The organism is Rhizobium sp. ZX09, assembly GCF_017357485.1.
Taxonomy (GTDB): domain Bacteria; phylum Pseudomonadota; class Alphaproteobacteria; order Rhizobiales; family Rhizobiaceae; genus Agrobacterium; species Agrobacterium pusense.
In genome coordinates this window covers 401,221-427,651 of the sequence record NZ_CP031363.1, presented here as the reverse complement: position 1 = coordinate 427,651, position 26,431 = coordinate 401,221, and the positions used below count along the sequence as shown (strand labels likewise).

The 26,431-nt window shown below is 59.9% G+C and carries 32 protein-coding genes; 14 read left to right on the top strand and 18 right to left on the bottom strand.

Going from position 1 to position 26,431, the window contains the following annotated elements; all coding sequences use genetic code 11:
• Positions 1 to 187: 187 nt before the first annotated feature.
• From BTN45_RS02050 to BTN45_RS02040, 3 genes are all read right to left on the bottom strand, one after another.
• Positions 188 to 1,291 carry a putative zinc-binding metallopeptidase gene (locus BTN45_RS02050; RefSeq protein WP_037090776.1) on the bottom strand — a complete coding sequence of 368 codons (1,104 nt, stop codon included), beginning with the start codon at positions 1,289 to 1,291 and terminating at the stop codon, positions 188 to 190.
• A gap of 170 nt (positions 1,292 to 1,461) precedes the next feature.
• Positions 1,462 to 1,653: a CsbD family protein gene (locus tag BTN45_RS02045; RefSeq protein ID WP_004440389.1), complete on the bottom strand. Its 192-nt coding sequence runs from the start codon at positions 1,651 to 1,653 to the stop codon at positions 1,462 to 1,464.
• Positions 1,654 to 1,756: 103 nt separating this feature from the next.
• A complete protein-coding gene (locus BTN45_RS02040) occupies positions 1,757 to 2,362 on the bottom strand; it encodes a YqgE/AlgH family protein (protein WP_004440387.1) in 606 nt (201 codons plus the stop codon).
• Positions 2,363 to 2,523: 161 nt separating this feature from the next.
• On the opposite strand from BTN45_RS02040, the gene BTN45_RS02035 reads away from it, so the two are divergent.
• On the top strand, positions 2,524 to 3,372 hold the full coding sequence (locus BTN45_RS02035; RefSeq protein WP_207588748.1) for a protein-disulfide reductase DsbD domain-containing protein: 849 nt from the start codon (positions 2,524 to 2,526) through the stop codon (positions 3,370 to 3,372).
• A 199-nt stretch (positions 3,373 to 3,571) separates the two neighbouring features.
• Positions 3,572 to 4,057 (top strand): peroxiredoxin, encoded by a 486-nt coding sequence (locus tag BTN45_RS02030; protein WP_006699978.1) that lies wholly within the window; start codon positions 3,572 to 3,574, stop codon positions 4,055 to 4,057.
• Between the two features lie 140 nt (positions 4,058 to 4,197).
• Here the strand turns inward: BTN45_RS02030 and BTN45_RS02025 are convergent, their stop codons facing one another.
• The 12 genes from BTN45_RS02025 to coxB all read right to left on the bottom strand — a co-directional run bounded on the left by BTN45_RS02025 (position 4,198) and on the right by coxB (position 14,330).
• Positions 4,198 to 4,506 carry a Dabb family protein gene (locus tag BTN45_RS02025; protein WP_207588747.1) on the bottom strand — a complete coding sequence of 103 codons (309 nt, stop codon included), beginning with the start codon at positions 4,504 to 4,506 and terminating at the stop codon, positions 4,198 to 4,200.
• A gap of 135 nt (positions 4,507 to 4,641) precedes the next feature.
• A complete protein-coding gene (gene rnhA, locus BTN45_RS02020) occupies positions 4,642 to 5,082 on the bottom strand; it encodes a ribonuclease HI (protein WP_004440380.1) in 441 nt (146 codons plus the stop codon).
• Entirely contained in the window at positions 5,079 to 6,047 is a 969-nt protein-coding gene (locus BTN45_RS02015; RefSeq protein ID WP_207588746.1) for a homoserine kinase, read from the bottom strand. Before BTN45_RS02015 ends, rnhA begins: the two co-directional genes overlap by 4 nt.
• 81 nt (positions 6,048 to 6,128) lie before the next feature.
• Positions 6,129 to 7,175: a 4-hydroxy-3-methylbut-2-enyl diphosphate reductase gene (gene ispH, locus BTN45_RS02010; RefSeq protein WP_004440375.1), complete on the bottom strand. Its 1,047-nt coding sequence runs from the start codon at positions 7,173 to 7,175 to the stop codon at positions 6,129 to 6,131.
• Between the two features lie 62 nt (positions 7,176 to 7,237).
• Positions 7,238 to 7,972 carry an SURF1 family protein gene (locus BTN45_RS02005; protein WP_207589606.1) on the bottom strand — a complete coding sequence of 245 codons (735 nt, stop codon included), beginning with the start codon at positions 7,970 to 7,972 and terminating at the stop codon, positions 7,238 to 7,240.
• 10 nt (positions 7,973 to 7,982) lie between these two features.
• A complete protein-coding gene (locus tag BTN45_RS02000; RefSeq protein WP_004440372.1) occupies positions 7,983 to 8,369 on the bottom strand; it encodes a DUF983 domain-containing protein in 387 nt (128 codons plus the stop codon).
• Between the two features lie 278 nt (positions 8,370 to 8,647).
• Positions 8,648 to 9,523: a cytochrome c oxidase subunit 3 gene (locus BTN45_RS01995; RefSeq protein ID WP_004440371.1), complete on the bottom strand. Its 876-nt coding sequence runs from the start codon at positions 9,521 to 9,523 to the stop codon at positions 8,648 to 8,650.
• A 59-nt stretch (positions 9,524 to 9,582) separates the two neighbouring features.
• Positions 9,583 to 10,200, bottom strand: a complete 618-nt coding sequence (locus tag BTN45_RS01990) for a cytochrome c oxidase assembly protein (RefSeq protein WP_004440369.1) — start codon at positions 10,198 to 10,200, stop codon at positions 9,583 to 9,585.
• A 29-nt stretch (positions 10,201 to 10,229) separates the two neighbouring features.
• Positions 10,230 to 10,361 carry a hypothetical protein gene (locus BTN45_RS26590; RefSeq protein WP_003521105.1) on the bottom strand — a complete coding sequence of 44 codons (132 nt, stop codon included), beginning with the start codon at positions 10,359 to 10,361 and terminating at the stop codon, positions 10,230 to 10,232.
• Positions 10,361 to 11,314 carry a heme o synthase gene (locus BTN45_RS01985; RefSeq protein WP_004440366.1) on the bottom strand — a complete coding sequence of 318 codons (954 nt, stop codon included), beginning with the start codon at positions 11,312 to 11,314 and terminating at the stop codon, positions 10,361 to 10,363. The genes BTN45_RS26590 and BTN45_RS01985 overlap by 1 nt, the downstream gene beginning before the upstream one ends.
• 387 nt (positions 11,315 to 11,701) lie before the next feature.
• Entirely contained in the window at positions 11,702 to 13,417 is a 1,716-nt protein-coding gene (ctaD, locus tag BTN45_RS01980; protein ID WP_207588743.1) for a cytochrome c oxidase subunit I, read from the bottom strand.
• A gap of 16 nt (positions 13,418 to 13,433) precedes the next feature.
• Positions 13,434 to 14,330, bottom strand: coding sequence for a cytochrome c oxidase subunit II (coxB, locus tag BTN45_RS01975; protein ID WP_092651238.1), 897 nt, complete (start codon positions 14,328 to 14,330; stop codon positions 13,434 to 13,436).
• A gap of 398 nt (positions 14,331 to 14,728) precedes the next feature.
• Between coxB and BTN45_RS01970 the strand changes: the two genes are divergently transcribed.
• The 5 genes from BTN45_RS01970 (at position 14,729) to BTN45_RS01950 (ending at position 18,556) form a co-directional block, all read left to right on the top strand.
• A complete protein-coding gene (locus BTN45_RS01970) occupies positions 14,729 to 15,253 on the top strand; it encodes an invasion associated locus B family protein (RefSeq protein WP_022555736.1) in 525 nt (174 codons plus the stop codon).
• An 80-nt stretch (positions 15,254 to 15,333) separates the two neighbouring features.
• On the top strand, positions 15,334 to 16,749 hold the full coding sequence (tldD, locus tag BTN45_RS01965) for a metalloprotease TldD (protein WP_207588741.1): 1,416 nt from the start codon (positions 15,334 to 15,336) through the stop codon (positions 16,747 to 16,749).
• Between the two features lie 183 nt (positions 16,750 to 16,932).
• A complete protein-coding gene (locus BTN45_RS01960; protein ID WP_006699875.1) occupies positions 16,933 to 17,370 on the top strand; it encodes a VOC family protein in 438 nt (145 codons plus the stop codon).
• 3 nt (positions 17,371 to 17,373) lie between these two features.
• Positions 17,374 to 18,039, top strand: a complete 666-nt coding sequence (locus tag BTN45_RS01955) for an HAD family phosphatase (protein WP_207588739.1) — start codon at positions 17,374 to 17,376, stop codon at positions 18,037 to 18,039.
• Positions 18,040 to 18,178: 139 nt separating this feature from the next.
• On the top strand, positions 18,179 to 18,556 hold the full coding sequence (locus BTN45_RS01950; RefSeq protein ID WP_207588737.1) for a hypothetical protein: 378 nt from the start codon (positions 18,179 to 18,181) through the stop codon (positions 18,554 to 18,556).
• Between the two features lie 50 nt (positions 18,557 to 18,606).
• On the opposite strand, the gene BTN45_RS01945 is transcribed toward BTN45_RS01950, so the two are convergent.
• Positions 18,607 to 18,912, bottom strand: a complete 306-nt coding sequence (locus BTN45_RS01945) for a MazG nucleotide pyrophosphohydrolase domain-containing protein (protein WP_207588735.1) — start codon at positions 18,910 to 18,912, stop codon at positions 18,607 to 18,609.
• A 168-nt stretch (positions 18,913 to 19,080) separates the two neighbouring features.
• A complete protein-coding gene (pdxH, locus tag BTN45_RS01940; RefSeq protein ID WP_006699879.1) occupies positions 19,081 to 19,701 on the bottom strand; it encodes a pyridoxamine 5'-phosphate oxidase in 621 nt (206 codons plus the stop codon).
• 56 nt (positions 19,702 to 19,757) lie between these two features.
• Between pdxH and BTN45_RS01935 the strand changes: the two genes are divergently transcribed.
• The 4 genes from BTN45_RS01935 (at position 19,758) to BTN45_RS01920 (ending at position 23,114) form a co-directional block, all read left to right on the top strand.
• Positions 19,758 to 20,207 (top strand): RT0821/Lpp0805 family surface protein, encoded by a 450-nt coding sequence (locus tag BTN45_RS01935; RefSeq protein ID WP_004440354.1) that lies wholly within the window; start codon positions 19,758 to 19,760, stop codon positions 20,205 to 20,207.
• Between the two features lie 212 nt (positions 20,208 to 20,419).
• Positions 20,420 to 21,535: a DnaJ C-terminal domain-containing protein gene (locus BTN45_RS01930; protein WP_207588734.1), complete on the top strand. Its 1,116-nt coding sequence runs from the start codon at positions 20,420 to 20,422 to the stop codon at positions 21,533 to 21,535.
• Positions 21,536 to 21,666: 131 nt separating this feature from the next.
• Positions 21,667 to 22,485, top strand: coding sequence for an enoyl-ACP reductase FabI (gene fabI, locus BTN45_RS01925; protein ID WP_004440350.1), 819 nt, complete (start codon positions 21,667 to 21,669; stop codon positions 22,483 to 22,485).
• Positions 22,486 to 22,520: 35 nt separating this feature from the next.
• Positions 22,521 to 23,114: a histidine phosphatase family protein gene (locus BTN45_RS01920; protein WP_072494046.1), complete on the top strand. Its 594-nt coding sequence runs from the start codon at positions 22,521 to 22,523 to the stop codon at positions 23,112 to 23,114.
• Between the two features lie 219 nt (positions 23,115 to 23,333).
• Here the strand turns inward: BTN45_RS01920 and BTN45_RS01915 are convergent, their stop codons facing one another.
• Positions 23,334 to 23,594 (bottom strand): DUF1344 domain-containing protein, encoded by a 261-nt coding sequence (locus BTN45_RS01915; RefSeq protein ID WP_006699882.1) that lies wholly within the window; start codon positions 23,592 to 23,594, stop codon positions 23,334 to 23,336.
• Positions 23,595 to 23,634: 40 nt separating this feature from the next.
• On the opposite strand from BTN45_RS01915, the gene BTN45_RS01910 reads away from it, so the two are divergent.
• The 3 genes from BTN45_RS01910 to ribB all read left to right on the top strand — a co-directional run bounded on the left by BTN45_RS01910 (position 23,635) and on the right by ribB (position 26,240).
• Positions 23,635 to 23,931: a hypothetical protein gene (locus BTN45_RS01910; RefSeq protein ID WP_207588733.1), complete on the top strand. Its 297-nt coding sequence runs from the start codon at positions 23,635 to 23,637 to the stop codon at positions 23,929 to 23,931.
• A gap of 98 nt (positions 23,932 to 24,029) precedes the next feature.
• Positions 24,030 to 25,127, top strand: coding sequence for a chorismate synthase (gene aroC / locus BTN45_RS01905; protein WP_004440343.1), 1,098 nt, complete (start codon positions 24,030 to 24,032; stop codon positions 25,125 to 25,127).
• A gap of 12 nt (positions 25,128 to 25,139) precedes the next feature.
• Positions 25,140 to 26,240 carry a 3,4-dihydroxy-2-butanone-4-phosphate synthase gene (ribB, locus tag BTN45_RS01900; RefSeq protein WP_004440341.1) on the top strand — a complete coding sequence of 367 codons (1,101 nt, stop codon included), beginning with the start codon at positions 25,140 to 25,142 and terminating at the stop codon, positions 26,238 to 26,240.
• The last annotated feature ends 191 nt before the right edge of the window (positions 26,241 to 26,431 follow it).

The following is a 26,431-nucleotide window of genomic DNA, read 5'->3' as shown; positions in this document are numbered from 1 at the left end:
TATTGAAACGCGAGGTATCTACCTCCGTCATTCCGGCCTTGAGCGGGATCCAGCCGACGCGCGTCGGCACGGCGGCAAAAGTCCTCTCAGCCCAAGGGCTTGGGCTGGTTGTATACGGATCAAGTCCGGCATGACAGGAGGAGGAAACGCCGCGTTTGCCGGCTTTTACTCCTCGCTTGTCGAATATTCACTGAACCACGGCAGCCTGCACCGGTGTTGACGCATCCGCCGCCACCCTCCCATGCAGCAGGTCGTGAATGAACTCCATCTTCGCAACAACCGGCGGCGTCAGGACGAAGGGATAGAGGTCCGCCTCCCCCATGCTGCGCTGGATAGAGTTGATCGCAACGCTGAGCGGAATCCAGGCCTTGACCAGCTGTGCAGCGCTGCGGGCATTGTAAGGATCGAAAGTCACCTCCGCCGCCATTTCTTCATGCCCGTCGGGGTCGATTGCCACGCCAAAGGCGCGCGCGGTCTCAAGCGTATCGACGATATGCAGATAATGCGCGAAACACTCGGCAAAATCCTCCCAGGGGTGGACGGAGGCATACGAACTGATGAAGCTGTCCTGCCAGTCGGGACGTGGACCCTCCTCGTAATTGCGTTGCAGGGCAGCGCCATAATCTTCTCTGTCGTCGCCAAAGACGGCGCGGCAGGCCTCCAGTCGGTTTGCATCGCGTACGAGCTTGTTCCAGATGAAGTGACCGACTTCGTGGCGGAAATGGCCGAGCATTGTGCGGTACGGCTCGTTCATATTGGCGCGCACCTGTTCGCGCGTAGCATCGTCGGCCTCGGCCGCACGAATGGCGATCAGCCCTTCGTCATGACCGGTCATGGCCGGAATGACGGAACCATCTGGCGCCACCTCATCCACCAGAAAGTCGAAGACAAGGCCGCCAGCGGGATCGGCATCACGGTTGGGATGCGGGAGGCCGAGCCGCAGGATAGAATAAAACAGATGACGCTGCGCCTGGCTGATACGACGCCATTGCTCAATGCCCTGTTGCGTCGCAATGTCGGGCACAAGGCGATTGTGGCTGCAGGCAGGGCAAAATGCGCTTTCGCTTCCCGCGGGCACCGACCAGTTGCAGATATCGTTCACTTCATTGGCGCAAAACCGCACCTGTTTTTGCGGTTCCGCGACGATCTGCCAGTTTGGCTCACCGGCCGGGGCCAGCGCCTCCATGGACAGGCGCTCCGGCACGAAGGCAAGACGATGACCGCAGGAAACGCAAAAACGATTGTCGAAATGCACCGGCTGGCCGCAGGATGCGCAGGAAAAAAGCTTCATCGATGAAACCCTTGCGATGGATCAGTTGGTCGGAGGCAAATCTGGGACATCGACATGAACGGCGCAACAGGAAGAGCGTTCCGGCGCTCAGACGACAAGAGCGCATGTGCTCTTGAACACATGCGCTCCGCGCGCCCCATCATCAGAGAGGCGCAATCAATCCGGCGATATTACATGCGGTCGACGGCACCCTTTACGGCATCCTTCGCCTTGCCGACGGAGGACTGTACCTTGCCCTTGGTTTCCTGGGCGGCACCCTTGGCACGCAACTCATTATTGCCGGTCGCTTCACCGACGTTCTTCTTCACCTTACCAGCAACTTCATTGGCTTTACCGGCGACCTTGTCAGATGTGCTACCCATATTACTGCTCCCTAGTTGAACCGTACTGTCTGTGCGGCTTTCCGGGTAAGTAACGCCAAAGGGAGAAGAATGGTTCCAGCCAAAACGAGCGGGAAGATGAGGCTCAGGCATGCCCCGCATCTGTGGAGAGCATGCGTGCATCAACGCCCATCAGGGCGAGCGCCCGCTCGTATTTATTGTCCAGCCCGCGGTCGAAAATCAGCTCCTCCGCAGCCGGGCAGTTCAGCCAGCCATTATTGGCGATCTCGTTTTCCAGTTGGCCTGGCCCCCAGCCGGCATAACCGAGCATCATGGTGGCCCTTTGCGGGCCGCGGCCGTTGGAAATGGCGCGCACGATATCCAGCGTTGCGGTCAGCGAAATGTCATCGCTGACGGGAATGCTGGATTCGCTTAAATAGTCATCCGAATGCAGAACGAAACCTCGGCCGGATTCCACCGGGCCGCCGCACTGGATCGGGAACTCACGGGTGCGGTTGGGCAGCATGATGGCGTCGTTGCTGTCCACCAGTTTCAGGTGGAGCAGTATGTCCGTGAAGGTAATCTGCTGCGGCCGGTTGATGATGAAACCCATGGCCCCGGCGTCCGAGTGGGCGCAGATATAGATCACCGCACGGGCAAAATTGCCGTCGTCCAGCCCCGGCATCGCGATGAGGAACTGGCCGTCGAGAAAGCCACGTTCGCGCTTGTCCATCAGGGTTGAAAAGCTCACAGGCGCCTCCAGCAGGCCGAATTCCGTCGTTTAACGGAAAACGGCGTTCGCACTTCGACAAAGGACAGGATGCGGCATACCGCCCGATCAATCAACCGAAAATGATGAACCCCACGAATTCGTAACTGGTCCGCCGGTCGATGTTGGGTTAGACGGGAAGCATGAGCGTCAGGTTATTCTTTCGATTTTCACATCTTCACCTCGCGGCTGCTTTTGCCGCCCTCCTTGGCGGCATGCAAGCCGCCCGGGCCGACATTACCGACTGGGCCAGGAGCGAGGGCGGCCAGATGCGCGTCGCGAGCCTTGCCGTGGATGCAAACGGCGTGGTGCGCGGCGTATTGCAGATCGAGCCGAAGGACGGCTGGATAACCTATTGGCGCGAACCCGGAGAAGCAGGCATACCGCCGCAGATCACGCCTGATCCGACCAGCGGTGCGATGCTGACCGCCATGGCCTATCCGGTTCCGAAGTTGATCGAAAACGGCGATATAACCGATATCGGTTATGACCACGCCGTCAGCATTCCCTTTCAGCTGAAGGTTACCGATCCGGCAGCTGGCGGGAAGATCGACCTCACCGCATTCATCGGCGTCTGCCAGAATATCTGTATCCCCTTCGAGGCGAAGTTCTCCATCGACCGGGGCACGGCTGGTGATGATGACAGCGAGGAGCGCCGCCTTCTCGAGGAGGCGCGCGAAACACTGCCCGAAGCGGCATCCGACGATTTCAAGGTGATCGATTTCCACATCACGCCCGACAAGACCATGCTCGGCGTGCAGCTGCAGCTTCCGGAAAACGCGCCGAAGGAGACCGAAATCTTCATCGCCGGCCCCTCGGGTTTTGCCTATTACGAGCCGCAGAACCTCGTACGCGACAAGCGCAAGCTCTCCTTCTACATGAACATCAAGGGCCTGCCGAAAACCTATCAGGTGCAGGGCAACAGCTGGCCCATTCTGGTCAAATCGGGCGACCGGGCCATGGAGACGATGCTGAATTTCCCGAAGCCCTGAACGGTGGCTCCGCGGTGGAATCCACCGTGAAAACCGCATGGCGGATTTCATTTCCGTGCTCCTGATACCGTTGGATTCGTTGCGAACCTGCCAGTATCCGGACAGCTTGTTTTCGTTTGTCTTCCAGGGAAAACCGGGTTCCACTTTTCCCTGGCAAACCCTATAGTCGCGCGAACCGAACGGCCATAGGAGCACGGACATGACCATCAAGATCGGCGATAAACTGCCTTCCGCAACCTTCAAGGAAAAGACGGCCGATGGCCCGGTGGAAACCACCACGGACGCGCTTTTCGGCGGGAAGAAGGTTGTTCTCTTTGCCGTTCCCGGCGCTTTCACCCCCACCTGCTCGCTGAACCACCTGCCGGGTTACCTGGAAAACCGCGACACTATTCTGGCCAAAGGCGTTGACGATATCGCCGTCGTTGCCGTCAACGACTGGCATGTAATGGGCGCATGGGCGCAATCTTCGGGCGGTCAGGGCAAAATCCACTTCCTCGCCGACTGGGATGCGTCCTTCACCAAGGCGCTCGGCCTTGATGCCGACCTCTCCGCCGGCGGCCTCGGCGTGCGCTCCAAGCGTTATTCGATGCTGGTGGAAGACGGAGTCGTGAAGTCACTCAACGTGGAAGAGAACCCCGGTCAGGCGACGGTCTCTGCCGCTGCGGCGATGATCGAGCAGCTTTAAGGCCAAATGTTTGGCCACAGGCCGAGCCATAAATCCTCGGGCTTGTCCCGGGGATCCAATCATTTCACCAAAAACGAAATGCTGCAGATGTTTGGGGCGGGCCCGAGCATGAGGGAAGAGAGCGGCGAGGAGCCGCCTTCTCAAACATTCATATCAAACACCAGAAGCCCGGCAAGACCGCCATCGGTGAGTGACACGAGGCGCTCCCCCACCTCCATATGCCTGGGGTGGGCAAGATATTCGTCCCGGGCTTCCGGGCTTTCAAGCGTCACGATGAAGCCATCGACAAAACCGCCATTCAGCCCTTCGGGTGAAACGTTCTGTCCGTATTTCACATCGACGATGCCGGGTATCACGTCTTTCAGGGCGGCGATCGCCTCGAAAATTGAATGTTTTTCAGAAGCGGCCGTCGCGGCCTTGAAGCGTAGAAAGACACAATGCAGGATCATCCGGATTTTTCTCCTCCGTTGGGCACCATCGGAGCACCCCTTGACGACAAGATAGGTCGGGTTTCGGTTTTCACAACCCCGGATGGGGGCGTGCCGGCTCGGATTTTGTCCGGCGGAAAATAGAGCAGTCTTGCATTACCGCCGTTTGAAAGGCTCCATGCCTTTTCGCGCCAATTCATCGGCGCGCTCGTTTTCCGGATGGCCGGCATGGCCCTTCACCCAGTGCAAGGTAACCTTGTGGCGCTCGCGCGCCACTTCCAGTGCCTGCCACAGCTCGACATTCTTGACCGGCTTGTTATCGGCTGTCTTCCAGCCCTTCTTTTTCCAGCCGAAAATCCACTTGGTGATGCCGTCCTTCACATAGGCGCTGTCGGTGTAAAGATCGACTTCGCAGGGGGCCTTGAGCGCATTGAGTGCGGAAATCGCCGCCATCAGTTCCATGCGGTTGTTGGTGGTCTCGGCCTCGCCGCCGCAGAGTTCCTTCTCCACCTCGCCGTAACGCAGTACCGCACCCCAGCCTCCCGGACCCGGATTGCCGGAGCAGGCGCCATCGGTGAAAATATCGACATGCTTCATTCGCCGGCCAGCCCGTATTCGGCGACAGTGGCGATGGAACGGTGGAACCGCAGCTTGCGCAGATATTCCAGCGGGTCTTTTTTCACCACCAGCGCGCCCTCCGGCGTTGTCAGCCAGTCGTAAAGCCGCGTCAGGAAGAAGCGCAGAGCCGAACCGCGCGCCAGAAGCGGCAGGGCTTCCAGCTCCGCTTCACTGAGCGGCCGCACGGACTGGTAACCTTCCAGCAACGCCTTGCCCTTGGTGACATTGTAAGCGCCATCCTTTTCAAAGCACCAGGCATTGAGGCAGATCGACACATCATAAGCGAGCAGATCGTTGCAGGCGAAATAAAAGTCGATCAGACCGGAGAGTTCGTCGCCGAGGAAGAACACATTGTCCTGAAACAAATCCGCATGGATGACACCGGCCTGCAGGTCCTTCGGCCAATGCGCCGCGAGATAATCGATCTCGGGGCGAATCTCGTCCTTCAGCCCCTTCTCCACCTCGTCCGCGCGGTCTTCGGATTTCTCCCACAGCACCTTCCAGCCCTCGACGGAGAGCGCGTTCGGCCGCTTGATCTCGAAACCTTCGCCCGCCAGATGCATGGCGGCCAGCGCCTTGCCGACTTCGCGGCAATGTTTCGCCTCCGGCTTTCTCAGCCACATTCCTTCAAGGAAGGAGATAAGCGCGGCGGGGCGGCCCGACAGCTCTCCCAGCAACTCGCCATCCTTGCGCGGTAGTGGTAAGGGGCAGGACAGGCCTTTGGCGGCCAGATGCTGCATGAGGCCGAGGAAGAAAGGCAGATCGGATTTTTCCACACGCTTTTCATAAAGCGTCAGGATCAGCGGGTCCTTGGTGGTATGCAGCAGGAAATTGGAGTTTTCGACGCCTTCGGCAATGCCCTTGTAGGAAGTGAGGCTGCCGACGTCGTACTGCGTGAGGAAATTCCTCAGATCATCTTCGGTGATATCAGTATAAACTGCCAATTTTAAATCTCTTGGTGAAGGATGGAGTGGAAATCCGGCAGAGCGGCGCGGGGCGAATACCACCCTTCCCGCCAAACCATGTCAGGCGCCGGCTGCAGCCTTAGGCGGCAGCGCGTTGCTGGCATTGCCGTTGACGAAAGCCATATCATCCGTCGTCAGCTCGATGCTGCGCAACTCGCGATTGACGAGGAAATGTTCCGTTTCCTCAACCGTCACGGCGAGATCGAGCGTGGTGTCGAAACGCGCCTTGAAGGCTTCGATGATTTCATCGACGATGACTTCAGGAGCGGATGCACCGGCCGAGAGACCGACGGTGCGGATATCGCCGATTTCATTCCAGTCGATTTCGGAGGCCCGCTGCACCAGGACAGAGCGCTTCGCACCCGCACGCAGGGCCACTTCCACCAGCCGCTTGGAATTGGAGGAATTGGGGGCGCCGACGACGATGAACAGGTCGCAGCCGGGCGCTGCCTGTTTCACCGCATCCTGACGGTTGGTGGTCGCGTAACAGATGCTGTCGGCGGCGGGCGCCTGAATGGCCGGGAAGCGTTCCTGCAGCCTGGCGATCACGCCCGCCGTGTCATCGACCGACAGGGTCGTCTGGGTGACAAAGCCGAGATTTTCGCGGTCCAGCGGCTCATAACGGTCGGCATCCTCCACCGTTTCGATGAGCGAGACGGTGCCTTCGGGAAGCTGGCCCATGGTGCCGATGACCTCTGGATGACCGGCATGGCCGATCAGCACCACATGGCGGCCGAGGCGCTGGTGGCGCATGGCCTGCTTGTGGACCTTGGAGACCAGCGGGCAAGTGGCATCGAGATAAAACAGGTTGCGCGCCTGCGCATCCTCAGGCACGGATTTAGGAACGCCATGCGCCGAGAAAACCACCGGCTGCTCGCGATGTTCGGCCGGAATTTCATGCAGTTCCTCGACGAAGACCGCACCCTTGGCTTCCAGCCCTTCCACCACATAGCGGTTATGCACGATTTCGTGGCGAACATAAACGGGGGCGCCATAGGCCTTCAGCGCCAGCACGACGATCTGGATCGCCCGGTCCACGCCCGCGCAAAAGCCACGGGGTCCGCACAGCCTTATCGTCAAAGGGGGTTTGGAAACGGCGATGTTCATTCCAGCTCCTTAGGCGTGCTCCGTGCCCTGCCGATGGCCAGCCCTGCCGGGCGGCAGGCGCACTATTCATCGCGCGCCTTGTGGTTCCGGAAATAGGCAAAACCGGCGACGATGACAAGGGCTGCAGCCAGACCATACCACGTTATCGCATATTGCAGGTGATTATTGGGCAAATCTATCAGCGTCACCCCGCCCTGCGGCCAGCCGCCGGGATTGGGGGCGGCATCGGCATCCACGAAAAGCTTGACCAGCCGGTCCGGCGGAATATCCGCACTGGAGGCCATGGCCGCCAGATCCTTCCAGTAGAATATGTTCTTGGCGATATCGTTGTCCGGCAGCAGCGAGGAAGGCTTGGCGATAAGCGGCGCACGCGCCAGCCCCGTAATCGTCACCTCGCCCGTCACCTGCCCCTCGGATCGCTTGGCCGGATCCTTCATCTCGAAGGGCACAAAACCGCGATTGACGAAGAGGACGCGGCCATCGGCAAGCGTCAGCGGCGTATAGATGTGATAGCCGGTTCTGCCCTGGTGGGTGGCGAAGAAATGCCGCTCGCGGGCGTGATCGAAGGTACCGGACAGACTGACCTTGCGATACTCGATATCGCCGCCGCTTTTGGCAATCGCCTCTATTTCGGCAACCGTGGCGGGGGCAGCATTTCGCCGTTCTTCTATATCGGCGAGAAGTGCCTCTTTCCAGTAAAGCCGCTTTACCTGCCAGGTGCCGAGCCCGAGAAGAATGGCAAGCGCCAGCAGAACCAGCGGCGCAGCGAACCAGACCCGCCTTTCCGCCGCCTTCATGTGGGACACGTCATTCACGGTCAAGCCTGCCTTCGCTTGCATTGTTGCGGTATTGCAGCGCAATCATGATGCCCTTCAGCTTGCGCAGCAGCACGAGGGAGACAATCACCGTGAATGGCAACCACAAGATGACATGCACCCAGACGGGCGGCGCAAAATGCTGATCGAACCAGAGCGCCAGCCCGACAACCAGAAAACCGACGATCAGCATGACGAAAACCGCCGGGCCATCACCCGCATCGGCAAAACCGTAATCCAGTCCGCATGCGCTGCAGGCGGGTTTTACCGTCAGAAAACCATCGAAAAGGCGCCCGTTGCCGCAGCGAGGGCAGCAGCCCTTCAAGCCCACCTTGATCGGGTCGACCGGGGCGAACTTGCTGCCTGATGGCTCTGACATGGTGAAACCTCCCGCAAAGTCGGCCAAAGTCCGAGGGCGACGTCGATCTCTTGGAAACCTGCCTCAAAACCCGGGCACTTGTTTCTTGCTCGATCGCGTCGCGTCTTCTTCTCCCGCCGGGGAGAAGGTAGCCCGAAGGGCCGATGAGAGGGCAAGCTCTCCGGATATCTCTACCGGAGCCCTCCCATCCCGCTGCCGCGGACTTCTCCCCGGCGGGGAGAAGAAACGATTGCACCCGCTCGCTCCACCGGATGCCTTGCTTTGGCCCCTTGGCCCTATCAGCCGTGAATTGGCGCGCCCCAGCCACCCCAGATATAGATGGCGAAGAACAGGAACAGCCAGACGACGTCAACGAAGTGCCAGTACCAGGCAGCGGCTTCGAAACCGAAATGCTGCGTGGGCGTGAACCCACCGGCAATGGCGCGGAACAGGCAGACCAGCAGGAACACCGTGCCCACGAAGACGTGGAAACCGTGGAAACCGGTGGCCATGAAGAAGGTCGCGCCGTAGATCGAATTCTTGAAGTCGAACGGGGCGTGCATGTATTCGTAAACCTGCACGGTGGAGAACAGCACGCCAAGCGCAACGGTGAGCACCAGACCCGATATCAGGCCCTTGCGGTCATTGTGCAGCAGAGCATGATGCGCCCAGGTGACACAGGTGCCCGACAGCAGCAGGATGACGGTGTTGTAGAGCGGCAGATGCCATGGATCGATGACTTCGATGCCCTTGGGCGGCCATTGTCCGCCGGTATATTCGAGACGCGACGCCTGAATAGCTTCGTGGGGGAAGAGGCTGGCATCGAAATATGCCCAGAACCATGCGACGAAGAACATCACCTCTGAGGCGATGAACATGATCATGCCGTAACGCAGATGCAGCGAAACGACGCGGGTGTGATTGCCTTCGCGGCCTTCCTTGATCGTATCCGCCCACCACGCATACATGGTGTAGAGCACGATGACGAGACCGATATAGAACAGCCAGGGATTGGCGAGTTCCGCGCCGAACAGCTTGAAGGAGCCCCCCGACAGGTAACGCATGTAACAAACGCCACCGAAAGTCAGGATGAAAGCGCCGATCGAGGCCAGAAGCGGCCAGGGGCTTGGATCGATAATGTGGTAATCGTGGTTCTTCTGATGCGTATCTGCCATTGCGACAATCCCCTGGTGTCTCTTCCCTGATCCGGCCTCGGCAAAGGCCGGATCTCCTCTCACAATTTGCTTTCGCCAGATTCGGTTTTTACCGGCAAGGACGCAACCGGTTTTTCGGTTTTGGCCGGATAAAACGTATAGGACAGCGTTAAAGTATGAATGCTCTTGGTCTCGCGCGCCGTGGCGATGTCAGGATCGACGAAGAACACCACCGGCATTTCCAGCGTTTCGCCGGGCTGCAGCGTCGTTTCGGTGAAGCAGAAGCACTCCACCTTGTTGAAATAGGCGCCGGCTTCCATGGGGGTGACGTTGAAGACCGCCGTGCCTGTGGTCGCCACCGGTGAACGGTTCGTCGCCTTGAAGGTCACCTGCACCGTTTCGCCGATCTTCGGCGTGACCTTCCTGTCGACCGGCTGGAAATCCCAGTTGAGGCCGTTCGACGTATTGGCGTCAAAGGTGACGTTGATGGTCTTGTCGAGGATCACATCGGAATATTGCTCGACGCGCTGGGTCGTGCCGTTGTAACCGGTGACACGGCAGAACAGCGTATAAAGCGGCACGGCGGCGTAGGCCATGCCGATCATGGCGCAGAAAAACACCAGACAGAGCACGAGGATGGAGCGATTGCTCACCCGTTGCCGCTCGGTCCCCGTTGTCTGCGCTTCCATATTCGCCATATCCTCCTCCTTCCCCCTCGATCAGCCCGTCAGTGCGAACCGATCTTGATGATGGTGATGATGTAGAATAGCACCACCAGACCGGCGAGCAGGACGCCGAGCGCAATATTGCGCCCGCGTCTCGATTTTTTCTGCGCCGCGCTCAGTTCCACCGTTTCCATCACAGGACTCCCGACATGACGGCCTTCAGGGCCGGCGCGAAATGATCGGCCAGAAGACCGGAGAAAATCGCAAAAAGGTAAAGCACCGAATAAGCGAACATCTTCTTGGCCGGCAACATCTTTTCGTCACCCTCCGGCATGCGCCGGACATCGAGCGAACAGTATACGAAGATGGCGCTCAGCACTGCCGCGAAAATACCGTAACCGGCGCTTGCCAGACCAGTGAAATAAGGCGCGACGGCTGCGGCTGCGGTCAACACCGCATAACAGATCATCTGGTTCTTGGTGGAGCGCTCGCCAGCAACATTCGGCATCATCGGAATGCCAACGGCGCCATAATCACGCATCTTGAACAGGGCCAGCGCCCAGAAATGCGCAGGCGTCCACAGGAAGATGATGAGGAACAGGATGATGCTGTCCAGCGAAACGCCGCCGGTGACGCAGGCCCAGCCAAGCATGGGCGGGAAAGCGCCTGCCGCGCCGCCGATCACGATGTTCTGCGGCGTCGAGCGTTTCAGCCACATCGTATAGATGACAGCATAAAAGAAGATGGTGAAGGCCAGAAGACCGGCCGAGAACCAGTTGATCGCAAGGCCGAGAATGACTACCGAGAAGGCCGACAGCGTCAGGCCAAAGGCCAGCGCCTCGCGCGGGGTGATACGGCCGGACGGGATCGGTCGCCTGGCGGTGCGGCTCATGACGGCATCGATATCGGCATCGTACCACATGTTGAGCGCACCGGACGCGCCCGCGCCGACGGCGATGCAGAGAATAGCGATGATGCCGAGTATCGGGTTGATTTCACCCGGCGCCAGCACGAGGCCCGCAAAGGCCGTGAAGACCACGAGCGACATGACGCGAGGTTTCAGCAATTCGAAATAATCGCGCGCGCCGGCTTCCGAGAGTTCGGAGCTTTCCGCGCCCAGCATTTCGCGATTGTCGATAACGGTCATTTCCTGTCCTGCTTCCTTCGAACGCCGCCTGTCGCGACATTCCTGCATTGGCCGGAAACACGAGTGAGAGTTCCGGAATGCGCGATGCGTCGATCCATGGGTCCCGAACGTCACGGCCTGACCGGCAGCCGGTTAAACCGATGCCATCTGCCCGGCCTTACGCCGTGTCCTGCCGCCATTCGTCTGCGCTTGCCATTCATAAAGGCCAAAACTGGCATTTATCATATCCCGGCGCATGTATCACGCTGGAAGGCAAGCATCGCTTGGACAAAATGTCACGCGGCAGTAAAGGCAGCCCGTTCGGGAAAACGGCACGGGCCTGACCGTGCCGCCCTCTTTCTCAGCGCTCGGGACCCGCGAGCCTTACCGCGCGTCCCGATCCGTGCATCAGCGAATGCGCGGAAGCTGTTCCCACTGGTGGTACGGCGGCGGGGAAGACAGCTGCCATTCGAGCGTCGTCGCGCCTTCACCCCAGGGATTGTTGCCGGCGATCCGCTTCTTGGCGAAAGCTTCCCAGACACCGAAAAGGAAGATCAGCACGCCGACGGCCGAAATATAGGACCCGTAGGACGACACCAGGTTCCAGCCGGCATAGGCATCGGGATAATCGATGTAACGGCGCGGCATGCCGGCAAGACCGAGGAAGTGCTGCGGGAAGAAGATCAGGTTCACACCGACGAACATGACCCAGAAATGCAGTTTTCCGATGAACTCGCTGTACATGTAGCCGGAAATCTTCGGGAACCAGTAATACCAGCCGGCGAAGATCGCAAAGACGGCGCCGAGCGACAGAACGTAGTGGAAATGGGCCACCACGTAATAGGTATCGTGCAGCGAGCGGTCGAGACCGGCATTGGCGAGCTGGACGCCCGTGACGCCACCGACCGTGAACAGGAAGATGAATCCGATTGCCCAGACCATTGGTGTCGAGAAGGTCAGCGAGCCGCCCCACATCGTCGCGATCCACGAGAAAATCTTGATGCCTGTCGGCACCGCGATGACCATGGTTGCGAAGACGAAGTAGCGTTGTGCTTCCAGCGACAGGCCAACCGTGTACATGTGGTGCGCCCAGACGATGAAGCCGACCGCGCCGATCGCGACCATGGCGTAAGCCATGCCGAGATAACCGAAGACGGGCTTCTTCGAGAAGGTGGACACGATGTGGCTGATGATGCCGAAGCCGGGCAGGATCAGGATGTACACTTCCGGATGGCCGAAGAACCAGAACAGGTGCTGATAGAGGATCGGGTCACCGCCGCCTTCCGGCGAGAAAAATGCCGTGCCGAAATTGCGGTCCGTCAGAAGCATGGTGATGCCGCCCGCCAGAACCGGCAGCGAAAGCAGCAGCAGGAACGCAGTGACGAGCACCGACCAGGCGAAGAGCGGCATCTTGTGCAGCGTCATGCCCGGGGCGCGCATGTTGAGGATGGTGGTGATGAAGTTGATCGCACCGAGGATGGACGACGCGCCCGAAACGTGCAGCGCAAAGATCGCCAGATCCACGGCCGGTCCGGGCATGCCGTTTGTCGACAGAGGCGGATACATGGTCCACCCGCCGCCGACACCATAAGCACCCGCCGGCCCTTCGACGAAGAGCGACAGAATGAGCAGGATGAAGGCCGGAACGATCAGCCAGAAGGAGATGTTGTTCAGGCGCGGGAAAGCCATGTCCGGCGCACCGATCATGATCGGGATCATCCAGTTGGCGAAACCGCCGATCAGCGCCGGCATGACCATGAAGAAGATCATGATCAGGGCGTGTGCGGTGGTGAACACGTTAAACATGTGCTTGCCGCCGTCGATGGCAGCGTCGCCCTCAAAGCCGTAGACCATGGAGGCCAGACCGTGGAAAATCTGGATGCCCGGTTCCTGCAGTTCCATGCGCATGACGACGGAAAGCCCGCCGCCGACGATGCCGGCCATGATCGCAAAGATCAGGTATAGCGTGCCGATGTCCTTATGGTTGGTGGACAGGAACCAGCGGGCGAAGAAGCCCGGCGTATGAGAATGATGTGCATCATGCGAATGGTCGTCATGCGCGTGCCCATCATGTGCGGAATGACCATGCGAGTGATGATCGTCGTGTGCGGAAAGTCCAGCCATTGTCCTCACTCCAGAATCAGTTGGTTTCGTTGGCGGCAACGTCGACGGTGCGCGGAGCGCCATCGACAGAGGCCATCAGCGCCCGGTTCGCGCCGTTCAGGTCAGAACCGGCGGCGGCGAGCCAGGTGTTGTATTGCTGTTCGGAAACCACCCGAATGGCGATGGGCATGAAGGCGTGATCCTTGCCGCAAAGCTCGGAACACTGGCCGTAATAAAGGCCTTCTTTTTCCGCCTTGAACCAGGTTTCGTTCAGGCGGCCCGGAACAGCGTCGATCTTGACGCCGAAAGCCGGCATGGCGAAGGAATGGATCACATCCGTCGGCGCGGCGGTGACGAGCAGGCGAACGGTCTTGCCGACCGGGACAACCATTTCATTGTCTACTGCGAGAAGACGCGGATAGCGGGCCTTGTCCTCCTTGCCGGCGGCGGCGCGATCCTGATCCTTCAGCATGTAGCTGTCGAAGGAGACCGGCTCGGCGCCCTCGGCAGCCGTATATTCGTAGCTCCACAGCCACTGCGTGGCGGTCGCCTTCAGCGTCACGTCGGGGTTTTCCGGCTGTGTGAGCTGCGCGTTCAAAAGATTGAACGACGGGAAAGCAAGGAACAGGAGAATGAGAACCGGCGCCAGCGTCCAGACCACTTCGATTGCCGTGTTGTGGCTGGTCTTCGAAGGCACGGGATTGGCCGAAGCGCGGAATTTCAGAACGACGACGATGAGCAGCGCAAGAACGAAAAGCGTAACCGGAACAATGAACCAGAGCGTATATTGTTCGAACCAGCGTATTTCGTGCATGATCGGCGTGGCGGCCTCCTGCATGCCCATTTGCCAATGCACCGGCTGATCGGCGTGGGCGCCGACAGCCGTGAGCAGACAGGTCATCCCCGCCAGTGCTGCGTAAATCCTATTCCTCACGGTACCCTCTCCCTCACGCGCCTGATCCAGATCAATCACAGGCGCAGAATCCATGCTAATGGTAATAACTTCAAACCACAGTTTGCCCTCTGCCGCAATATGCGTCACGCCACGGATGCGCCCCAATTTTGCCATTGATCAATCCGCGCGCGACTTTCCTGCAGCCTGTGCGTCGGCTCGTCTGCCGAAGACGATTTCGCGACGAAAAAATGCGGCAAGCCCCGTCTTCCAGCCGGTTTGATCGCGGGATGACGACCGATGCCGCGAACAAATCCGGCTGCCATCAGGACCGATAGGTCCTATTTCCGCCCAACTCGGCTGGAATTGAAAGCCCGAGGCTTTTTTTTCCGGATTATGGCGTCAAAATAGCCGCACTGATTCGAATCCCAGAGGTATCCATGCGTCTTTCCCCGCTCGCGCGCACTTTTCTTGCCGCCGCCGGTCTTGCCATCATCGCCCCCGCCGCCGCGGCGCTGGCGCAACAGCCGCAGCCCGGAACGCCGAAGTCGACGCATGGCGCATGGTCTGTCATCTGTGACAAGCCGGCGGGCGCTTCGGAAGAACAATGCGCCCTGATGCAGAACGTGATTGCCGACGACCGCCCGGAAGTCGGTCTTTCAGTGGTGGTGCTGAAGACGGCCGACCGCAAGTCGCGCATCCTCCGCATCCTCGCACCGCTGGGCGTGCTTCTGAAGGACGGCATGGAACTCTATATCGACAATAACAATATTGGCCGCGCCTATTTCACCCGCTGCTTCTCCGAAGGCTGCTATGTGGAAGTTGATATTGACGACGAGTTGCTGAAGGTTCTGCGCGCCGGCAAGAACGCCGTTTTTGCACTGCGTGAATCCGTCGATCAGGACCGCGTCGGCATTCCGATCGAACTGACGGGGTTTGCCGAAGGTTACGACGCGCTTCCTTGAAGCCTGCCGTACCGGACAGCCTTGCGTCCGCCCGCTCCAGTGCCTAAATCGGTCATGAACGATAATGACTGGAGCCTCCTATGACCGACGATCTTGTAAAACTCTTCGATTGCGACGAAACGCAATTGCGCAAGCTCGTCGGCGAGGCGCTCGCCGGCGCTGACGATGGCGAGCTTTTCATCGAACATGCGCAGGCCGAGTCGCTGACTTTCGATAATGGCCGGCTCAAGGGCGGTTCCTTCAATACAGACCAGGGTTTCGGCCTGCGGGCGGTCGCCGGCGAGACGGTGGGTTACGCCCATGCGGGCGAGCTTTCGCAAAGCGCGCTGAAACGTGCATCGGATGCGGTCAGCGCAGTGACGAGAGGTTATTCCGGCTCCTATGCCGCCGCACCGCAGCGCACCAACAAGAAGCTCTATGGCGACGAGAATCCCATCGGCAGCCCGAGCTTCGAAGAGAAGGTGAAGCTTCTCACCGATATCGATGCCTATCTGCGTGACAAGAACCCCAATGTCCGGCAGGTGACGGCGACGATTTCCGCAAGCTGGCAGGTGGTTGACATTCTGCGCGCCGATGGCCACCGCGTCAGTGACATCAGGCCGATGACCCGCATCAACATCTCCGTCGTGGCGGGTGAAGGCGATCGGCAGGAAAGCGGCTCCTATGGCATTGGCGGCCGGGTTGGTTTCGGCGATTTCATTACCACGGAAAACTGGCAGCGCGGCGCCGATGAGGCTTTGCGTCAGGCGCTCGTCAACCTCACCGCCATCGATGCGCCGGCCGGCACCATGGATGTGGTGCTGGGCTCCGGCTGGCCGGGTGTGATGCTGCATGAGGCCGTGGGTCACGGTCTGGAAGGCGATTTCAACCGCAAGAAGACGTCCGCATTCGCCGGCCTGATGGGCGAAATGGTCGCCGCGCCCGGCGTGACCGTGGTGGACGACGGCACTATCGACAGCCGCCGCGGCTCGCTGACCGTGGACGATGAAGGCACCCCTTCCGGTTACAACGTGCTAATCGAGAACGGCAAGCTGGTGGGCTACATGCAGGACCGCCAGAACGCCCGGCTGATGGGTGCGACGCCCACCGGCAACGGTCGCCGTCAGGGTTATGCCTATGTGCCGATGCCGCGCATGACCAATACCTACATGCTGTCGGGCGACAAGACGCCGGAAGAGATCATCGCCTCCGTCAAGAAGGGCATCTATGCCGTCTCCTTCGGCGGAGGCCAGGTCGATATCACCTCGGGTAAATTCGTGTTCGGCTGCACCGAGGCCTATCTCATCGAAAACGGCAAGATCGGCGCGCCGGTGAAGGGCGCCATGCTGATCGGCAACGGGCCGGATGCGATGAAGCGCGTCTCGATGATCGGCAATGATTCGAAACTCGATACCGGCATCGGCAATTGCGGCAAGGCCGGGCAATGGGTGCCTGTTGGCGTCGGCCAGCCGCATCTGCGCATGGACCAGATCACCGTGGGCGGCACGAAGGCGTAGGGCTCTCGGCGGGCACAATGAATGGGGCCACAAGGAAAGTAGGCCCCGCGCCGCTCGCCCCAGCCCCTGATCACACACATGGCTGCCATGATGCGGTTTCCTCTGGCATGCCGCCGGGAAGACGTTAAGATCAGCCCCTACCCTAAGGCCACATCCCGATCCGGCCGATGCGCAAAGGAGACCATGACCATCATACGAAATGCCCTCGTTCCTGAACTTGCCGTCAGCGACTGGCAGAAAAGCCGCGCATTTTATTGCGACCTGATCGGTTTTCATGTGGTCTATGAGCGCCCCGAAGAGGGCTTTACCTATCTGGCGCTGGGGGATGCCCAGCTGATGATCGACCAGATTGGCGCGACGCGGACATTCGTGACTGATAATGCCGTGCTCGAATTTCCGTTTGGCCGCGGCATGAACCTGCAGCTTGCCGTCCCCTCGCTGCAACCCATTCTTTCCCGGCTGGAGCGATCCTCCATCGACCTCGTCATGCCGCTGGAAGAAAAATGGTACAGGCGCGGCACGGTCGAAGTGGGCAACCGGCAGTTCATCGTCGCCGATCCGGATGGTTACCTGATCCGTCCGTTCGAGAGCCTTGGCGAACGCCCTTTCCGGTTCGGTTGAGCCATGCTGCCTTTTCTCCCGCGGGCCGTGGTTTTCGACATGGACGGATTGCTGATCGAGAGCGAGCGGCTCTATCGCGATTCATTTCTGGCGGCTTCGGAAGAAGGCGGCCACGGCATGAGGGTGGAGACCTATCAGAAGGTCTGCGGCAGCCCGTGGGACTTCATCACCGGCACCATTTTTGCTGATTATGGCGCGGATTTTCCCATCGACAGTTTCCGAGACGCCTGGCTCCGGCATCTTGGCGTGATGATGGCTGGTGGCGTGGCGTTGAAGCCGGGCGTCACCGAGATCCTCGACCTTCTCGACAGCCTCGATATCCGCCGCGCCATCGCCACCTCGTCGCGGCACGATTCGGTGACGCGCCATCTTGGGCCCCACGATCTTCTCAAACGCTTCGACACAATTGTCGCGCGCGGCGACTATACGGAGCCGAAACCGGCGCCCATGCCCTATCTGACAGCCGCGCGACGACTGTCCCTTGATCCCGGGCGCTGTCTTGCCCTGGAGGATTCATACTCGGGTGTACGCTCGGCGACATCGGCGGGCATGATGACGATCATGGTGCCCGACGTTGCGCCGCCGACCGAGGAAATGCGGGAGAAATGCGTGGCCGTCGCCAGCGACCTGCATATGGTGGCCGACCTTCTGCAAAAAGCGCAGGCCTGAGTAGAATGAAAATCGGGCTGGGGGCGCGAAACGGCGTCATACGTGCTTCGCGATTTGGCGTCATGATGAAACACGTGTCGGGCTGGGGCGCCGCTACTGGGCAAATGCCTCTGCCGGCGTATCCATAACCGGGGTAATCATGACGCCTGTCGCCGCGTCACTCATAACGCTGATACTGCTGGTTCTGTCCCTGTTCCAGATTGCGCTCGCCGCCGGCGCCCCTTTCGGCGGCCTCGCCTGGGGCGGCGTGCACACGGTATTGCCGGGACGGCAAAGGATAGCCAGCGCAGCGACACCGCTCATTTATGCGCTTTTCGTTTCCTTCCCACTGCAAAAGGCGGGTTGGGCCGACATCTGGCCGTCTGGCTGGGTTGAACCTGGAATCTGGATCATCGCCTGTTACATGGCGGTGAGCATCGGATTGAACGCAATGTCGAAAAGCCGCCCGGAGCAGCTGGTCATGGCACCTGTAGCTGCCGCTCTTGCGATCCTGTTCTTTGTCATCGCGTTCTCCTAGCGGATCGCGGAGGCGCGACGCAGCAGGATCGAATGGTCCTCGGCGGAGCGTCAGGCCCCCGGCTTGAAGCGCCACTTGCGTTCTATCGCATTTTCGAGATCGAGACCGTTGCGATGCGCCAGCAGCAGTACGTGGCCGAGCAGATCGGCGGTTTCGTCAGCCAGATCACGCTTCATCTCCTCTTCGCTTCTGCCGCTGCTGCGCCCCCGCCCTGTCAGCCGGTTCCAGGCCTGCGTAACCTCGCCCACCTCCTCCTGAAGCTTCAGCATGAACCAGTCGGGATCACGGGCGATCCCGTTTTCATCGGCATATTTCTGCGAGGCAGCCTCGAACTGGCGTATCATGGACAGAAGCATTTGTTCATCCTTTGTTCGTTATATCCAACTCTAATCACGATTCTCCGGCAGCGTCGATTCGAAAGCGCTTATGGACGGCGGATGGAGCGTCTGCCGGGCCACCCTTGGCCCGGCGCTGTTTGATTTGCTGCTTAAACAGGCAGGCGCCAATGGCGCGGCCTGACGCCCTTAGGGGTACATTCGGACCTTGGACCAGGCACCGTCTGGCGTGTCGCGGCGGAATTCGATGCGGTCATGCAGGCGGAACTTGCGGTCATGCCAGAATTCGATGCTGACGGGGCGAATGCGAAAACCGGACCAATGGGACGGGCGCGGAATATCGCCGATCGCATATTTGGCGGTATATTCAGCCACCGCCTTTTCCAGCGCGAAACGGCCTTCCAGCGGCCGTGACTGCTTGGAGGCCCAGGCGCCGATGCGGCTGCCGCGCGGCCGGGAGGCGTAATAGGCATCCGCCTCCTCGTCGCTCACGATCTCCACCTCGCCGCGCAGGCGCACCTGACGTCGCAGGCTCTTCCAGTGGAAACACATGGCCGCTTTTTTCTGGCCGAGGATCTCCCGGCCCTTCTGGCTTTCGAAATTCGTGTAGAACACGAAGCCTCGGTCATCGACGCCTTTCAGCAGCACCATGCGCACATTCGGCAGGCCATTTTCGTCCACGGTGGCGAGTGCCACCGCGTTCGGATCGTTGATCTCGGAAGCCGTCGCATCCTTCAGCCATTCGGCAAAAAGCGTGAAAGGTTCATTTTCTTCCGTGAAGTCACTGGATGTTAACCCCGTTTCCGACATATTGACTAAAATGCTCCCGAGCTGATTTGGACCCCAGAGATGATCTCTGGTGAAAGATGGTGACCGTCATAGCAAAGTCGAACAGTCGAACAAAGAGCCTCCTTTCGTCGGTAGCGGAAGTTTCCGCCGTCGTGTCGATGCTTGCGGTGCTGAGCGGATGCGTCAGCCTCGATCTGTTCGGCGGCGACAAGGTTGACCGCTCGCTTTCCACCGCCTCCGTGCCGAACCAGCAGAATGGCAGCGCCCAGACCGACGATGTGACCATTCGCAATGCGGTGACATCGGCCGATCTCGCCAAACTTGCCGACCAGCCGCTGCCCTGGGCGAACGCCGCCACCGGCAGCGCCGGCGTCGTGACCGCCATTCACGAAGACAAATCAAGCGGTTTCGTCTGCCGCGATTTCAAGACAACGCGCCACTCCTTCGAAGGGGTGGCAGCTTATTCCGGACAGGCCTGCCTGTCGGAAACCGGCGAATGGTTGATGACCCGCTTCGAGCAGAAATAATCTGTTTACCCTTCCATGGGGAATAGGCGCGGCCCCGGTGCGTCGAACCTGCTCCGTAAAGGAGTGATTAGCAACTTATTGCAACAGTCGACGTTGATTAAACCGAGGGCGTGCAGGCGAATGATCGCGGGCACCCCTTTTCGGAGGGGTTAGCTTCAGGATTGCGCCATGACGGGCGGCAGGCGCCTGAGCCAACGTAACTGGTGTTTCGCATGCGCGATCCATATTCGATCCTCGGCGTAAAACGTGACGCCCGCCACGAGGAAATCAAGGCCGCCTGGCGCACGAAGGCGAAAACCGTTCATCCGGACGCCAATCGCGACGATCCCGATGCCTCGGCGCGATTCGCCGAGATCGGACAGGCCTACGACCTTCTGAAAGACCCGAAAAAGCGCGATCTCTACGATCAGGCCCGCAAGGCTGCAGAAAAAAAGCAGCGCGATCAGACCATCATGCAGCAGCGGGAGGCCGCGCGCGAGGCGGCTGAACGCGCCAGGGCGGCCGAAAAGCTGATGGAAGAACTGGCCCGGGCGGACGCCCGCAACCGGACGCAGACCGGCCAGAAAACCGACGCCAGGACGGAAAGTGCCGAAGACATCGTCAAGCGGATTTTCGGCGCGGAGGCACAGAACGATCCCAAGGTACAGCAGGCGGCGGAAGCGGCAAAGGCTGCCGCAAGCGCCGTAAGAGGCGATGCGCCTGCCGCCGGCGAGACCGCCCAGTCCGGCGCTGGCGATGACAGGGCCGCGCCCGTCTCGCTTGCCGCCAATCTCTTCAGCGCTCTCGTACGCCGGTTCCGCACGCCGCAACCAGCTCCCGAAAAGGCGCCCGATATCACGGCGGAGGCCATCGTCACGGTCGCCGATCTGCTGGAGCAAAAGTGGATTACCGTATCGCTTGCCGATGAACGAGAGGTTCGCTTCCAGCTGGAAGCCGGCATGACCGACGGACATGTGGTGCGGCTGAAGGGACAGGGGCTGAAGCTTCCGAACATGGCCCGCGGCGATCTCGCCGTGACATTGCTGACCGCACGCGAGGATGCGTTTTCCCTTCGTGGCTTCGATATCCACACAACGTTGCCGATCTCGCTCAGCGATGCGGTTCTGGGCTGCGAAGCAAAGGTCAAGACGCCGCTTGGCGAGGAAAGCATCACCATTCCAGCCTGGTCAGGCTCGGACCGCGCGCTCAGGATTGCCGGCAAGGGCCTTGCCGACGGCAATGGCGGCTCCGGCGATCTCGTCATCGAACTGCGCATCGTCCTGCACGAGAAGCCCGATGAGAAGGTGACCGACCTGATGCGCCACATGCGCGAAGGCCTTTATTTGTGAAAGTTTTGCGAATAGCCGGGACAACGCACCCTTTGTTACGTTCCCTAACAGTTGATGATCCTTGGCAATCTTGAACAGGATTGCAGCCTATGCCATAGGCAGGACCGATCAAAAGTACTAGGGAGCATAAAATGGCTCAGGCATCCGGCCTCATGGCTGGCAAACGCGGCCTCATCATGGGTGTCGCCAATAATCGTTCCATCGCTTGGGGCATCGCCAAGGCCTGCGCCGACGCGGGTGCGGAAGTGGCTCTCACCTGGCAGGGCGATGCGCTGAAGAAGCGTGTCGAGCCGCTGGCCCAGGAACTCGGCGCCTTCATGGCCGGTCACTGCGATGTGACCGATCTCGAGACGATCGATGCGGTTTTTGCCAGCCTGGAAAAGCACTGGGGCAAGATCGACTTCGTCGTACACGCCATTGCCTTTTCCGACAAGGATGAGCTGACCGGCCGTTACCTCGACACCAGCCGCGACAATTTCAACCGCACCATGGACATTTCCGTCTTCTCGCTGGCCGCCGTTGCCAAGCGGGCGGAGCCCGTCATGAATGACGGTGGTTCGATCGTGACGCTCACCTATTACGGCGCCGAAAAGGTGATGCCGAACTACAACGTCATGGGCGTGGCCAAGGCCGCGCTTGAGGCAAGCGTGCGTTACCTCGCCGTCGACCTCGGCAATCGCGGCATCCGCGTAAATGCCGTTTCCGCCGGCCCTATCAAGACGCTCGCTGCTTCCGGCATCGGCGACTTCCGTTACATTCTCAAGTGGAACGAATATAATGCGCCGCTGAAGCGCACCGTTTCGATCGAGGAAGTCGGCAAGTCGGCGCTTTACCTGCTCTCCGACCTTTCGACCGGCGTGACCGGCGAAATCCACCATGTCGATTCCGGTTACCACACCATCGGCATGAAGGCGGTGGATGCGCCTGACATTTCGGTGGTGAAGGACTGACGACAACCGGGAATGCTTGAAACTGGGGTATCGCCTTGCTCGTCTATGTGATCCGGCACGGACAAACGGACTGGAATGCGATACGCCGGCTTCAGGGCCAGAAAGACATTCCGCTCAATGATTTCGGCCGCCAGCAGGCGGTCGGCAATGGTCTGCTTCTCGCCCGCCTCCTGGGGGATCAGGCCGCGGATTTCGATTATGTAGCAAGCCCGCTCGGGCGCACGCGCGAGACAATGGAACTGATGCGCGGCGCGATGGGGCTCGATCCCAAGGCCTATCGCACCGACGACCGCCTCATCGAAGTTTCCTTCGGTGACTGGGAAGGGCAGACGTTGCCCGAGCTCAAGAAGGAATTTCCGGACCGGGTGAAGGCGCGCAAGGCCAACAAGTGGGATTTCATTCCCCCCGGCCAGGATGCCGAAAGCTATGAAATCCTCTCCTGGCGCATCGGCGCATGGCTCTCCTCCGTGGAGCGGCCGACCGTCTGCGTCTGCCATGGCGGCGTCATCCGCTCGATTTTCAGACTTGTTTCAGGCATGGACAAGGATGAGGCGTCGCGGACGCAAATCCCGCAGGACCAGATTTTGAAGGTCGAGATCGACAGGAACAGCGTGGATTGGATTTCCTAGGGGCTGGCAGCTTTCCTATGATTGGCAGGACATCGCAGCTTGTTTCTTCTCTCCCCCGGGGAGAAGGTGGCCCGAAGGGTCGGATGAGGGGGCAACGTTGCCGGATTTCGGAGAGCTTGCCCCCTTATTCCGCTGCCGCGGACTTCTCCCCGTCGGGGAGAAGAAACAGGTGGCACCCGCTCGTTTCACAAAGGAGGTTTTGACTTGGTAGGCGGCTGCTTACTCCACAACCTGCAGATCGTCGACCACACGTTTCCCATCCACTTCCGTGTAGAAGACAACGACCTTCACGCCCGCTTTCAGACCTTCGAAATTGAATTCTTCCGGCACACGATAGGTCTTGCCGTCGTTCAGCGTGATACTGAGACCGTTCGCGTCGATCTTGCTGATCGTGCCTTCCACGTCGACGCTCTGGGCGAAGCCGTTGATCGGCATCAGGAGGTTGGCGGTGGCCAGAAGGGCGGCAATCATCATACGCATCGATCTAGCTTTCGTGGATTTGCGTGAAAACCTTACATGCATGAAGAATTGCCTTTCGAATGTGGCGGAAATTGCCCGCAACCATGACATTTTCGGCCCAATTGATGAACGGATTTCAAATCCTGTTCAAGCCGTTAGTGATTTTTACACCGCATTTTCCGGCAATATTGGAAAACTCGGGTTTAGGGTGGAAAACCCCGGCTCTTTTACAATTTCGTCATCTCAAAAAACCGTCGATCCGGTCGAATCACTTTCCGTCGCCCATGGCGGGACTGTCGTTTTCCGTCCTTTCGCAGGTCGTGAACGGTACGTCACCTTCTTATCCCATTTGCGATGAAAGAAAGGCTTTTGCCTTGCCCGGATTTTCCACTAAGACAAATCCGCTTGTTTTAAATGGCGCTGTCCACAGGCGCCCCGTTTTCCGGTTTGAGAATTATGTCGCATAACAGTTTCGGTCATCTTTTCCGCGTTACCACCTGGGGAGAAAGCCACGGGCCGGCACTTGGCTGCGTGGTGGATGGTTGCCCGCCCGGCATCCGGTTTACCCTTGCCGAGGTGCAGCACTGGATGGACAAGCGCAAGCCGGGCCAGAGCCGCTTCGTCACCCAGCGGCGCGAGGACGATATCGTCAAGGTCCTCTCCGGCGTCATGCTGGATGAGGACGGCGAGACGATGACGACAACAGGCACGCCGATTTCCATGCTGATCGAAAATACCGACCAGCGCTCCAAGGATTATGGCGAGATCGCCAGGCGTTTCCGCCCCGGACATGCGGATTTCACCTATGACCTGAAATATGGCATTCGCGATTATCGCGGCGGCGGTCGCTCCTCCGCGCGCGAGACGGCGGCGCGTGTCGCTGCCGGCGCAATCGCGCGAAAGGTGGTACCCAGCCTCAACGTGCGCGGCGCGCTGGTGCAGATCGGCAAACACAGGATCAACCGCGACAACTGGGATTGGGATCAGGTCGATCAGAACCCGTTCTTCTGCCCTGATGCCGCCATGGTGCCCGTCTGGGAAGAATATCTCGACGGCATCCGCAAGGCCGGTTCGTCCATCGGCGCCGTTGTCGAAGTGATCGCCGAAGGCGTTCCGGCGGGTATCGGCGCACCGATCTACGCCAAGCTTGACCAGGATATTGCCTCCAGCCTGATGTCGATCAACGCCGTCAAGGGCGTGGAAATCGGTGAGGGTTTCGCCTCCGCCGAGCTTTCCGGCGAGGAGAATGCCGATGAAATGCGCATGGGCAATGACGGCAGGCCGATCTTCCTCTCCAATCATGCCGGCGGCATTCTGGGTGGCATTGCGACCGGCGAGCCCGTCATCGCGCGCTTTGCCATCAAGCCGACCTCGTCAATCCTGACCGAGCGCCAGTCGATCGACGCCGATGGCAACAATGTCGACGTGCGCACCAAGGGACGCCACGACCCCTGCGTCGGCATTCGTGCCGTGCCGATCGGCGAAGCGATGGTGGCCTGCACCGTTGCCGACCATTATCTGAGGGATCGCGGCCAGACAGGCCGGTTGAAGTGAGGTATTTCCGCCATGGCCTATGACCAGAAACGCGTTGTCGATGCCATCCGCGCTTTCGAAGCCGGTGAAATCGTTGTCGTGACCGATGATGATGACCGTGAGAACGAGGGCGATCTGATCATTTCAGCAGTCCACTGCACGGCAGAAAAGATGGCTTTCATCGTGCGCCACACGTCAGGCATCGTCTGCGCCCCCATGCCGCGCGAAGAAGCCAAGCGCCTGAACCTCAATGCCATGGTGGCCGAAAATGACAGCGCCCATACCACGGCCTTCACCGTCAGCGTCGATTTCAAGCACGGCACCACAACTGGCATCTCCGCCGATGACCGCACGCTGACGGTGCGCAATCTCGCCAATCCCAATGTCGGAGCCGCCGATTTTACCCGGCCCGGACACATTTTCCCGCTGATTGCCCGTGAGGGCGGCGTCCTGATGCGCTCGGGACATACGGAAGCCGCCGTCGACCTCTGCAAGCTGGCAGGCCTGCCGCCGATCGGTGTCATCTGCGAACTCGTCAATGACGACGGCACCGTGACGCGCGGACCGCAGGTCACTGCCTTTGCGGAAAAACACCAGCTCAAGCAGGTGTCGGTTGCCGATCTGATAGCCTATCGCCAGCGCAAGGAAACGCTGGTGGAGATGGAATCCTCCTTCACCATTGAAACGCCCTTCGGCCCGGCCAGAGCGCAGACCTACTCCCTTCCCTGGGACCGGATGCAGCACATGGCGGTGATTTTCGGCGACATCAGGGACGGTGTCGACATTCCCGTGCGCCTGCACCCGGAAAACGTCGCTGACGACGTATTCGGCGACCGCCAGCCGGTGCGGCACTACATGCAAAAGATCGCCGAGGAAGGCCGCGGCGTCATCGTCTATCTGCGTGAAGGCTCCGTCGGCGTCGGCCAGGTTGCGGGGCGGCGCAAGGCGCGCGACCCGGACGAGGCACACGCCCAGGCCCGCTCGCGGGAAAACGAATGGCTGGAAATCGGTCTCGGCGCGCAAATCCTCAAAGACCTCGGCATCAGCTCGATCAAGCTGATGACCACGCGCGAACGCCATTATGTCGGTCTCGAAGGATTTGGCATCAAGATTTCCGCGACGGATATCGGGTGAGCTTAGGTTTTTGCCTGGTCTCGCCGCGCAATTGTGAGGCGAGCGGGTTCCGCCTGCTTCTTCTCGCCGCCGGGGAGAAGTCCGTGGCAGCGGGATGAGGGGCTAGCTCTCCGTAAATCTCTACCGTTGCCCCCTCATCCGACCCTTTGGGCCACCTTCTCCCCTGCGGGGAGAAGAAATATGCCGCAACG

Coding starts and splice junctions, on each gene's coding strand:
- BTN45_RS02050 (WP_037090776.1), bottom strand. CDS start 1,291: ATGAAGCTTTTTTCCTGCGCATCCTGCGGCCAGCCGGTGCATTTCGAC.
- BTN45_RS02045 (WP_004440389.1), bottom strand. CDS start 1,653: ATGGGTAGCACATCTGACAAGGTCGCCGGTAAAGCCAATGAAGTTGCT.
- BTN45_RS02035 (WP_207588748.1), top strand. CDS start 2,524: ATGAGCGTCAGGTTATTCTTTCGATTTTCACATCTTCACCTCGCGGCT.
- BTN45_RS02030 (WP_006699978.1), top strand. CDS start 3,572: ATGACCATCAAGATCGGCGATAAACTGCCTTCCGCAACCTTCAAGGAA.
- BTN45_RS02025 (WP_207588747.1), bottom strand. CDS start 4,506: ATGATCCTGCATTGTGTCTTTCTACGCTTCAAGGCCGCGACGGCCGCT.
- rnhA (WP_004440380.1), bottom strand. CDS start 5,082: ATGAAGCATGTCGATATTTTCACCGATGGCGCCTGCTCCGGCAATCCG.
- ispH (WP_004440375.1), bottom strand. CDS start 7,175: ATGAACATCGCCGTTTCCAAACCCCCTTTGACGATAAGGCTGTGCGGA.
- BTN45_RS02005 (WP_207589606.1), bottom strand. CDS start 7,972: ATGAAGGCGGCGGAAAGGCGGGTCTGGTTCGCTGCGCCGCTGGTTCTG.
- BTN45_RS02000 (WP_004440372.1), bottom strand. CDS start 8,369: ATGTCAGAGCCATCAGGCAGCAAGTTCGCCCCGGTCGACCCGATCAAG.
- BTN45_RS01995 (WP_004440371.1), bottom strand. CDS start 9,523: ATGGCAGATACGCATCAGAAGAACCACGATTACCACATTATCGATCCA.
- BTN45_RS01990 (WP_004440369.1), bottom strand. CDS start 10,200: ATGGCGAATATGGAAGCGCAGACAACGGGGACCGAGCGGCAACGGGTG.
- BTN45_RS26590 (WP_003521105.1), bottom strand. CDS start 10,361: ATGGAAACGGTGGAACTGAGCGCGGCGCAGAAAAAATCGAGACGCGGG.
- BTN45_RS01985 (WP_004440366.1), bottom strand. CDS start 11,314: ATGACCGTTATCGACAATCGCGAAATGCTGGGCGCGGAAAGCTCCGAA.
- ctaD (WP_207588743.1), bottom strand. CDS start 13,417: ATGGCTGGACTTTCCGCACACGACGATCATCACTCGCATGGTCATTCC.
- BTN45_RS01970 (WP_022555736.1), top strand. CDS start 14,729: ATGCGTCTTTCCCCGCTCGCGCGCACTTTTCTTGCCGCCGCCGGTCTT.
- tldD (WP_207588741.1), top strand. CDS start 15,334: ATGACCGACGATCTTGTAAAACTCTTCGATTGCGACGAAACGCAATTG.
- BTN45_RS01960 (WP_006699875.1), top strand. CDS start 16,933: ATGACCATCATACGAAATGCCCTCGTTCCTGAACTTGCCGTCAGCGAC.
- BTN45_RS01955 (WP_207588739.1), top strand. CDS start 17,374: ATGCTGCCTTTTCTCCCGCGGGCCGTGGTTTTCGACATGGACGGATTG.
- BTN45_RS01950 (WP_207588737.1), top strand. CDS start 18,179: ATGACGCCTGTCGCCGCGTCACTCATAACGCTGATACTGCTGGTTCTG.
- BTN45_RS01945 (WP_207588735.1), bottom strand. CDS start 18,912: ATGCTTCTGTCCATGATACGCCAGTTCGAGGCTGCCTCGCAGAAATAT.
- pdxH (WP_006699879.1), bottom strand. CDS start 19,701: ATGTCGGAAACGGGGTTAACATCCAGTGACTTCACGGAAGAAAATGAA.
- BTN45_RS01935 (WP_004440354.1), top strand. CDS start 19,758: ATGGTGACCGTCATAGCAAAGTCGAACAGTCGAACAAAGAGCCTCCTT.
- BTN45_RS01930 (WP_207588734.1), top strand. CDS start 20,420: ATGCGCGATCCATATTCGATCCTCGGCGTAAAACGTGACGCCCGCCAC.
- fabI (WP_004440350.1), top strand. CDS start 21,667: ATGGCTCAGGCATCCGGCCTCATGGCTGGCAAACGCGGCCTCATCATG.
- BTN45_RS01915 (WP_006699882.1), bottom strand. CDS start 23,594: ATGCGTATGATGATTGCCGCCCTTCTGGCCACCGCCAACCTCCTGATG.
- BTN45_RS01910 (WP_207588733.1), top strand. CDS start 23,635: ATGAAGAATTGCCTTTCGAATGTGGCGGAAATTGCCCGCAACCATGAC.
- aroC (WP_004440343.1), top strand. CDS start 24,030: ATGTCGCATAACAGTTTCGGTCATCTTTTCCGCGTTACCACCTGGGGA.
- ribB (WP_004440341.1), top strand. CDS start 25,140: ATGGCCTATGACCAGAAACGCGTTGTCGATGCCATCCGCGCTTTCGAA.